Source organism: Cellulomonas sp. P4_B5_2 (assembly GCF_056402235.1).
On sequence record NZ_JBFUHU010000146.1, the window covers coordinates 1 to 8,960 of the forward strand.

At 73.7% G+C, this 8,960-nt stretch carries 9 protein-coding genes; 6 read left to right on the forward strand and 3 right to left on the reverse strand.

The window, feature by feature from the left end; translation table 11 throughout:
- The 4 genes from AC1DUQ_RS11910 to AC1DUQ_RS11925 all read left to right on the forward strand — a co-directional run.
- Nucleotides 1-230: DapH/DapD/GlmU-related protein (locus AC1DUQ_RS11910; RefSeq protein ID WP_477073852.1), on the forward strand; the 230-nt coding region annotated here is incomplete at its 5' end.
- 104 nt (nt 231-334) lie between these two features.
- Nucleotides 335-1,636 (forward strand): MFS transporter, encoded by a 1,302-nt coding sequence (locus tag AC1DUQ_RS11915; protein WP_477073853.1) that lies wholly within the window; start codon nt 335-337, stop codon nt 1,634-1,636.
- Between the two features lie 111 nt (nt 1,637-1,747).
- Nucleotides 1,748-2,863: a hypothetical protein gene (locus AC1DUQ_RS11920; protein WP_477062486.1), complete on the forward strand. Its 1,116-nt coding sequence runs from the start codon at nt 1,748-1,750 to the stop codon at nt 2,861-2,863.
- A gap of 21 nt (nt 2,864-2,884) precedes the next feature.
- A complete protein-coding gene (locus AC1DUQ_RS11925; RefSeq protein ID WP_477073854.1) occupies nt 2,885-4,213 on the forward strand; it encodes a wax ester/triacylglycerol synthase domain-containing protein in 1,329 nt (442 codons plus the stop codon).
- Here the strand turns inward: AC1DUQ_RS11925 and AC1DUQ_RS11930 are convergent, their stop codons facing one another.
- Entirely contained in the window at nt 4,214-5,284 is a 1,071-nt protein-coding gene (locus AC1DUQ_RS11930) for a hypothetical protein (RefSeq protein ID WP_477062488.1), read from the reverse strand. It abuts the gene before it with no gap.
- A gap of 207 nt (nt 5,285-5,491) precedes the next feature.
- Between AC1DUQ_RS11930 and AC1DUQ_RS11935 the strand changes: the two genes are divergently transcribed.
- Together AC1DUQ_RS11935 and AC1DUQ_RS11940 are read left to right on the forward strand one after the other, a co-directional pair.
- A complete protein-coding gene (locus AC1DUQ_RS11935) occupies nt 5,492-5,821 on the forward strand; it encodes a YciI family protein (protein WP_477062618.1) in 330 nt (109 codons plus the stop codon).
- A complete protein-coding gene (locus tag AC1DUQ_RS11940; protein WP_477062489.1) occupies nt 5,818-7,050 on the forward strand; it encodes an RNA polymerase sigma factor in 1,233 nt (410 codons plus the stop codon). Before AC1DUQ_RS11935 ends, AC1DUQ_RS11940 begins: the two co-directional genes overlap by 4 nt.
- Nucleotides 7,051-7,057: 7 nt before the next feature.
- Here AC1DUQ_RS11940 and AC1DUQ_RS11945 read toward each other — a convergent pair whose 3' ends face one another.
- Together AC1DUQ_RS11945 and AC1DUQ_RS11950 are read right to left on the reverse strand one after the other, a co-directional pair.
- Nucleotides 7,058-7,576, reverse strand: coding sequence for a putative immunity protein (locus AC1DUQ_RS11945; RefSeq protein ID WP_477062490.1), 519 nt, complete (start codon nt 7,574-7,576; stop codon nt 7,058-7,060).
- Nucleotides 7,577-7,601: 25 nt separating this feature from the next.
- On the reverse strand, nt 7,602-8,960 hold a 1,359-nt coding region (locus AC1DUQ_RS11950), incomplete at its 5' end, for an FAD-dependent oxidoreductase (protein ID WP_477073855.1).

The window sequence follows — 8,960 nt, forward strand, 5'->3', positions numbered from 1 at the left end:
CCCTCAACCACGCGACCGACCCCGCTCGACGTGCGGACATGGTCCCCGCGCCCGTCGTCATCGGCCGGAAGGTCTGGCTCGGCGCGGGCGTGACGATCGTGCCGGGCGTGACGATCGGCGACGGCGCGATCATCGGGGCGGGCGCCGTCGTGACCAAGGACGTGCCGGCCGACGCGATCGTCGCGGGCGTCCCCGCCCGGCTGATCCGCCCCACGGGATTCGACGCCTGACAGTCACCGGACGTGCAGCGCCGCGGGCTCGTCGCCCCGGCCGGTCGGCGCCCGGCGCCGAACGGTTCCGGGCCTGAGCGACGCGGGTGCGATACAAAGCACGCGTGACCCCACCGGCGCCAACCCTTCGCGAGTCGCGCGGCTTCGCCCGCCTGTGGACCGCCTCGACGGCCTCGGCGTTCGGGAGCTACATCACCGTCCTGGCGATCCAGGTCCTCGTGGTCGACGTGCTGGCCGGCGACGCCGTGGACGTCGGGCTGGTCAACGCCGCGCGGTGGGTGCCGTACCTGCTGTTCGGGCTGCTCGCCGGGGTGCTCGTCGACCGGGTCCGCCGCCGACCGCTGCTCGTCGCGACGGACCTGCTCAGCGCGGTCGCGCTCGCGGCGATCCCCGTCCTGTCCGCGACCGGTTCCCTGACCGTCGGCTGGCTCGCGGGGGTGATGGCGGTCTTCGGTCTGTGCACCGTGGTGGGCGACGCGGCGTTCCAGTCGTTCGTCCCCCGGCTCGTCCCGACGCGGCTGCTCGGACCCGCGCACGCCCGGCTGGACCAGTCCGACGCCGTGGCGCAGGCGAGCGGGCCGGCGGTCGCGGGCGGTCTGGTGCAGCTGCTGGGTGCGCCCCTCGCGGTGCTCGTCGACGCCGTGAGCTATCTCGTCTCGGCCGTCCTCCTGATCACCGTCACGTTGGACGAGCCCCGAGGCGGATCGGTGCGCAGGGTGCGCGACATCGGCCCCGAGATCCGCGAGGGCCTCCGCTGGATCTACCGGCACGCGACGCTGCGGCCGCTGGCGCTCACCACCCACGCGTGGTTCGCGTGCTCGGCCGTGGCGGGTGCCGTGATGACGCCCTTCGCCCTGCGGACGCTGCACCTCAGCCCTGCCACCCTGGGCCTGGCGCTGGCCGCGGYGGGCGTGGGGGCGCTCGTGGGGGCCTCCGTGGCGGTGCGTCTCGGTGACCGGTGGGGCGCGGGGCACGTCATCATCGGCGCCCGGCTCGGCACGGGGACGGCGTGGGGGCTGATGGCGGCGGCTGCCCTGCTGGTCCCCGCCGGAGCGGTCGACGGGACGTGGGGTGGCGGGCGCGCCTGGGTGCTGTTCGCGTTCGGGCAGCTGCTGCTCGGTCTGTGCATGGGCGCCGAGAACGCCAACGAGATGGCCTACTGGCAGACCGCCACACCCGACCGGTTGCAGGGTCGGACCAACGCCACCAGGCGGTCCGCCAACCGCGCGGTGATCGTCGTCGCCGCGCCGCTGGGTGGCCTGCTCGGCGACGCCGTCGGCTATGGCGCCGCGCTCGTCGTGGCCGGGGCGACGTTGGTCGTCGTCGCCACCGTGTCGCTAGCCACCGGGGTGCGGCGGGCGCGGCTCGGCGACGAGCACACGCCGGCCGTCGTGCCTCGACGGTAGGTCGTTGACTCGAGCGCACGTCGGAGGTCGGGGACGTTCGGCCCTGGACGGCACCTGCGGACCAGGACGAGCGTCGATCGAGAAGGCACTCGAGCGCAGGGGGTGAGCGGCATGGTCGACTGGCTGCACGAGGTCGTGCACGGCGCGTGGAGGGCCGACGCCGTCAATCGCGCTGACCAGCTGCGCGGCGAGATCGTTCGTCTCCGGGGGGTGGACGGCGCCGACGCCGGGCTGCTCACCCAGGCGTCCGACCGGGTCGAGGCGCTGTTCGAGGCACCGGCGCCCGGCAGGGACCGGCCACACCTCCGCCACCAGCGGATCGCCGTGGTCTGGGACGCGCTGCACGACGCCGAGGAGACCGTCGACCGGGCTCACGGCGACGTCGTCGTCCTCACCCGGCGCGCCGCGGAGCACGCTCGGACCACGCTGCCGCTCGCGCGGGCCGACGAGGCCATCGCCACGCTGGACGCCGCACGTGCTGCGGCCGCCCGGGCGGACCGGGCGCGGGACGTCATCGTGCGCTGCCACGCCGTCTCGGCGCACCACCTCGAGACCATGCGCAACAACTCCCGACTGACGTCCGTGCTGGCGCTGATCGCCTGGGCTGCGGTGGTCGGGCTGCTGGTGGCGCAGGGCTGGCTCCCGGACGACCCGTTCCTCACGATCCCGAACGGCACGGACAGCGCCGCGCTGGCGATGGCACCCTGGGTCTTCCTGCTCCTCGTCCTGGTCTTCGGAGCGCTCGGCGGACTGGTCTCCGCGATCACCTACGCCCGCAACGACCGCATCGACACCCGCTGGTTCAACCCGGCGCCTGCCCTCGTGGCCATCAAGATCGCCTGCGGTGCGCTGTTCGGCATGCTGGGAGCCCTGCTGGTGTCCGCCAAGGTGCTGACGTCCGTCACCTACGACACGCTGGCGCAGGCGCTCGTCATCGCCCTGGTGTTCGGGTACGCCCAGCAGGTGCTGACGCGCGTCCTCGACCGGTACGTCGCGGTCGTCGAGGAACCGACAGCAGCCGAGTCGGCTCCGGCCGCGATCAAGGAGCTCACGGAGAACGGCCCGGACGCGGCGCTGGCCACGCAGTCGGCGACGACGTCCGGCGCGGGACTCAGCGAACCGCCGACCTCGACGCTCGCGATCCTCGTCGACGTCCCCGATCTCGAGGCCGAGGACCTCAGGCTCCTCGCCGTCGTCGGTCGGCGAGACGGGACGCCCACGGCGTGATCGCACGCGATGGGCTCTGCCGTGAGCGCTGACCCGCGCACGGTCGAGCGCCTCAGTCCCGGCGACCTGGTGGAGCTCGCCACGGACGTGGGCCCGGTGCCGATGAACGTCGGCGCCGTGCTGCTCCTCGCCGGGGGGACCGGGACGAGCGCGGCGCGGGTCGAGGCCGCGCTCGCTGCGCGGATCGCGACCATCCCACGGCTGAGCCAGCGCCTGGTGACACCGCCGTGGGGGCTGGGTCGCCCCTACTGGGTGGACGATCCTGGCTTCGACGTCGCCGAGCAGGTGTCCCGGGTGCGGTGTCCGGGCACGGGCGACGAGGACGCCCTGCTCCACGCCGCTGTCGAGGCCGTCGCCCGCCCGCTGCCGCGCTCCGGGCCGCTGTGGCGCGCGGTGGTGATCACCGGGCTGGACGACGGGGGGGTCGCGCTGGTGGTGGTGCTGCACCACGTGCTCGCCGACGGCATCGGTGGCCTCGCGGTGCTCGCGCGGCTCGTCGACGACGACGGGTCGAYGCCTGCCGCCGCGCCGACCGTGCGACGTGCGACTCCCCGCGCCGGAGACCTGCTGCTCGACTGCACGCAGGAGCGGGTCCGCATGCTGCGCGGGCTGCCGGCGGCCCTCGCACACATGCGCCGCGGCCGGGTCGAGCTCGCAGGAGGTGGACGCCGACACGCCCCGCGGTCCTCGCTCAACGCACCGACCGGCCCACGGCGGCAGGTGACCACCGTCGAGGTGGACCTCGACCCGGTGCGGGCGGCAGGGCGTCGCCACGGTGGGACCGTCAACGACGTGCTGCTGGTCGCGCTGACCGAGGCGATGGCGCGCACGCTGCACCGCCGCGGTGAGCACGTCGAGGAGCTCGTGGTCTCGGTCCCCGTCTCGGGGCGGTCCTCGACCACCAGCGGCGACCTGGGCAACCGGGTCGGTGTGATGCCGGTCCGGGTGCCCGTCACGGGAGGGATGGCCGAGCGCGTCGCGCAGGTCGCACGCGGCACCCGGGTTCGCAAGACGCAGACCCGGGGCGCCTCGGCCGCGCTCGTCGGGCCGACCTTCCGCCTCCTGGCCGCGGTCGGGTTGTTCCGGTGGGTCGTCGACCGTCAGCGCCTGGTCAACTCGTTCCTCACCAATCTCCGGGGCCCCACCCGACCGCTGGCGTTCGCCGGCGCGCCGATCGTGCGGGTCGTGCCGATCACCGTGACCGCCGGCAACGTGGGCGTCGCGTTCGCGGCGCTCTCCTACGCGGGCGGGCTGACCGTCACCGTCATCGCCGACCCGGACGTCGTGCCGGAGACCGGCGCTCTCGCGGCGGACCTGCGGAGCGCCCTGCAGCAGATCGTCGACGCCTGATCACGCCACCCGGTCGAGCACCCAGGAGATCACTGCCCGCCACTCGTCCAGCCACCCGAACAGCATCGCGGCGAGCAGCAGGCCGCCCATCAGCACGAGCGACTGCACACCCGCCACCGCGGGAGCCCGATCCCGTCGCACCAGTCCGATCGCCAGGAGGATCAAGGCCCGGGCGCCCGCAGCCAGGAACAGCAGGAGGTCCGCTCCCGCGGTGAGCGACGACCACAGCTCACTCTCGTCCGGGGCCACGTTGAACGCAACGAGCACGCCGAGCGCCCCGACGAGCAAGAGGATCGCGACCGTCACCACGCGGGCGACCGGCAGCGGGAGCCTCGAGAGCACGCCACCGACGAGTGCGTCGACGGCCCCGCCGCCGGAGGTGGCGACGTCCAGGAGGTCCTCGTCGGTGTCCTGCGTGGGATCCCTGTCGGGTCGCGGGCCGAACGCCCGGATGACGAGGCCCATACGTCGCCACGCCCATAAGGCCAGCCCGGTCAGGACCGCGGCCGAGACGATCGCTCCGGACCGGAGGAAGGTGGACGGGGAGATGCGGTCAGACTCGAGGAGCAGGACGAGTCCCCCGTCGACGACGAGGATCGCGCCCATCGCGATCGCTCCCAGGCGGACGTTCCGGCGGTCGGCGGGCGTCGCCTGCCGGTTGACCGAGAACGTCGGCCGGCTCCGCTGCAGCGTGAGGAGCTCGTGGCCCGCGATGCCGAGGTTCAGCAGGACCTCGTCCGGAGGCGTGAAGGACTCCGTGATCTCGTCACCCACGCGTGGTCCGCTGCGCCACGACGCCAGCAACGCCAGCCCGATGACGAGCACCAGCGCAGCCAACCCGGCCTTCCAGCCCCACGCCACCCATGCCGCGACCAGACCGAGGACGCTCCCCGCGCCGGCGATCCAGAAGCCCTTCGTGCCGTGCGACGGCCACGAGATCCGGCGCTCCCACCCGTCAGGCGCGAACCCGGCCGACAACGATGCCTCGAGCTCCGCCTGCAAACGGTCGACCGCCGAGTCCTCGGGGTCCTGTACCGGCTCGACAGCCTGGTCGTCTTCAGCGCTCTCCATCGGGCACCCCCTCAGGCGCCGCCCCTGCCGAGATGCGTCCTCGTCTGCGGCGCTCCCAGGACCCACTCCAGCACCAGGTCCCGATCCTGACCAGGGCACGAGGTCCCCACGTGGTGGCGGTGCGGTGTCGGATCGGGGCAAGGTCGTTCGTGGCACGGGTGAGGGGACGCTCGCGCCGGGCTCCCGCCGAGCACACAGGAGATGGCTATGCAGTATCTGGTGTCCGTGATCTTCGACGAGACGTCCGGCTTCGCGACGCCCGAGGAGATGACCGCGATCGACGCGTTCAACGACGGGCTGCGAGCCGAGGGGAGCTGGGTCTTCGCCGGTGGGCTGGCGTCACCGGACACCGCGACCGTCATCGACAACCGGGGTGCGGGCGAGGCGATCGTCACCGACGGTCCCTTCGTCGAGACGAAGGAGCACGTCGCAGGCTTCTGGATCATCGAGGCTCCCGACCTCGACGTGGCGCTCAGGCTCGCCACCGCGGGGTCGCACGCCTGCAACCGCAAGGTCGAGGTGCGTCCGTTCCTGTGACCGACGTCGATGTCCGGGAGGCGGTCGCGCGCGCGCACCGCGACGAGTGGGCGCGCGTGCTCGCCTCCCTGACCAGACGGTTCGGCGATCTCGACATCGCCGAGGAGGCGGCCGCGGAGGCGTTCGCGGTCGCCGTCGAGCGGTGGCCGGCGGACGGCGTGCCCCCGAACCCGGGCGGCTGGCTGACGACGACGGCGAACCGCAAGGCCATCGACCGGATCCGCCGCGAGGCCAAGCGCGACGGCAAGCACGAGGCGGCTCGGATGCTGAGCGACGACGATCCCCCGGAGCCGCTCGGCGCGGTCGACGACCTGCGGCTGCGGCTGATCTTCACGTGCTGCCACCCCGCGCTCGCCATGGAGTCCCGGGTGGCGCTGACCCTGCGCATGGTGGGCGGACTGACCGTGCCGGAGATCGCGCGCGCGTTCCTGGTGCAGGAGTCCGCCACGGGACAGCGGATCACCCGCGCGAAGGCCAAGATCAAGGCGGCGCGCATCCCTTACCGGGTCCCGTCGGCGGACGACCTCCCCGCGCGCGTGTCCGGCGTGCTCGCGGTCCTCTACCTCGTGTTCAACGAGGGCTACCTGGCGACGAGCCCCGACGCCGACCCGGTGCGCCCCCACCTGACCGCGGAGGCGATCCGGCTCACCCGTCTGGTCCGCGCCCTCCTGCCCGACGACGGCGAGGTGGCCGGCYTGCTGGCGCTGATGCTCCTCACCGAGGCCCGCCGTCCCGCGCGCGTGTCGGTCACCGGCGAGCTGGTGCTCCTCGAGCAGCAGGACCGTGGGCTCTGGGACGGGGCACTGATCGCCGAGGGGCACCGGCTGGTCCGCGAGCGCCTGGCCACCGGGATCGCCCCGGGCCGCTACCAGCTCCTCGCCGCGATCAACGCCGTGCACACCTCGGCGCGCGACGCCCGCGACACCGACTGGTCGCAGGTGCTCGCCCTGTACGACCAGCTCGTGCGCCTGGACCGGTCCCCGGTCGTCGCGCTCAACCGGGCGGTCGCGGTCGCGGAGCTCGACGGGCCCGCGGTGGCGCTCGCCACGGTCGACCCGCTCGGGGACGCGCTGGCCGGCTATCACGCCTTCCATGCCACGCGCGCGGAGCTGCTGCGCCGGCTGGGTCGCAGCGCCGAGGCGCGCGAGGCGTACGACCGGGCGATCGCGCTGGCCGGCAACACCGCCGAGACCGCCTACCTGACCCGTCGCCGCGACGGGCTGGAGTGATCTGGCGTCAGTCGTCGAAGACGTTCCAGCAGATCGCGCTCCGGTTGCGCTGGTCGTCGAGCACGAGCTCGCGGACGGCCTCCGGCAGGCGCTCCCGCTGCCACTGCCGTTCCGCTGCACGGGCGCGCGCGGCGTCGTCGGCGGGCACGGAGGCACCGACCGCCCTGATCGCGTACGCGGCGGCGCCGAGGTCGTGGGCGGCGACGTGCGCCACGGCCACCGCCTGACCGGCCGACAGCGCAGCGAACTTCACCGGATCAGGCATCCCGCGCGCTGCGGCGTTCGCCTGGAACGCCTCGTCGTGCGCGACCTTCATCGGCACCTCGCCGCGGATCCACGCCCGACCCACGGCGATCGCCTGCCGGGGCCGGTCGTCGCCTGGTCGGTCGTCCTCGAACAGGTGGAGCACGTGCTCGGCGCACTGCAGTGCCCACTCGGCCAGCAGGCGGTGGTGGTCGTCCGTCAGGGTGCCGCCGCGGCGGACGGTGATCAGCCGCGGGTCACGCTCGGTCGGGAGGATCGGCACCCCACGTTCCTACCAGCCGGAACCGTCAGAGCACCGCCGCCGTGAGGTATCCCGCGTTGATCGCCTCGGCGACCTTCGCCGGCAGGACGCAGTCGCCGATCGCGTGGACGCTGAGCCCGTTCGCGGCCAGGGCGTCGGCCAGCCGGTGCGCCGGTCGCACGCCGAACGCGGTCACGACCGTGTCGGCGTCCACGTGCACCTCGCCGTCGGGCCCGACGGCGGTCAGTCCCTTCTCGTCGATCTCGGTGACGCGGTGGCCGGTGAGCACGTGCACGCGCGCGTCCGTGAGGCTGCGCAGCAGGCTGATCGCGTTGATGAACAGCAGGTCCGCGGCGATCGCGTCGGCCATCTCGACGATGGTGACCTCGTGCCCCGCCTCGGCGAGCTCGAGCGCGAGGTCCGCGCCGGACAGTCCTCCACCGGCGACGACGACGCGGGAGCCCACGCGGTCGCGGTGCAGGTGCGCGTCCAGCACCTCGAGCACGTTCTCGCCGTCGACGCCCGGGATCGGCAGGACGAACGGGTCCGCGCCGGTGGCGACCACGACCTCGTCGGCGCCTGCCAGGCGGGTGTCGTCGGCCAGGATCTCGGTGCCCAGGTGCACGGTGACGGGCAGGTCGGCGATCTGCCGCTCCCACCAGCCGATCATGGCCCGCAGCTCCTTCTTGAACTCCGGGGTCGCCGCCGGCAGGAGCACCCCGCCCAGGTGCTCGCCCTTCTCGTAGACGTCGACCGTGTGCCCGCGCAGGGCGGCGACGCGTGCCGCCTCCAGGCCGGCGGGGCCACCGCCGACGACGGCGATGCGCTTGGGCGCGGCCGCCGGGGTGAGGGCGCGCTCCAGCTCGTACCCGGCGGCGGGRTTGACCGCGCAGCCGATGGTGGCGCCGGTGAAGATCGCGCCGATGCACAGCTGGTTGCAGCGGATGCAGGGCCGGATGTCGTCACGACGCCCGTCCGCGAGCTTGGCCACCCACTGCGGGTCGGCGATGAGCCCGCGACCGATGCCGACGAAGTCCGCGTCACCGGCGGCGAGCACGCCCTCGGCGTTCTCCGGGGTGAGGTTGCCGACGGCCATGACGGGGATCGACACGACCGACTTCATCGCCCGCGCCGACGGGACCATGCACGCGTCACCGAGGTAGTAGGGCGGGAACACCCAGTCCATGGCGTCGTAGGCGCCGTCGTCGACCATGAGCAGGTCCAGCCCCGCGGCCTCGAGCAGTCGCGCGACCTGCTGCGCCTCGGCCACGTCACGGCTGCCGGGCATCTTGTTGCTCACGGACAGCCGGAAGCTGATCGGCAGGCCCGGGACGGCGGCCTTGATCGCCTGGATGATCTCGGTGGCGAACCGGGCGCGATTCGTGACCGAGCCCCCGTAGACGTC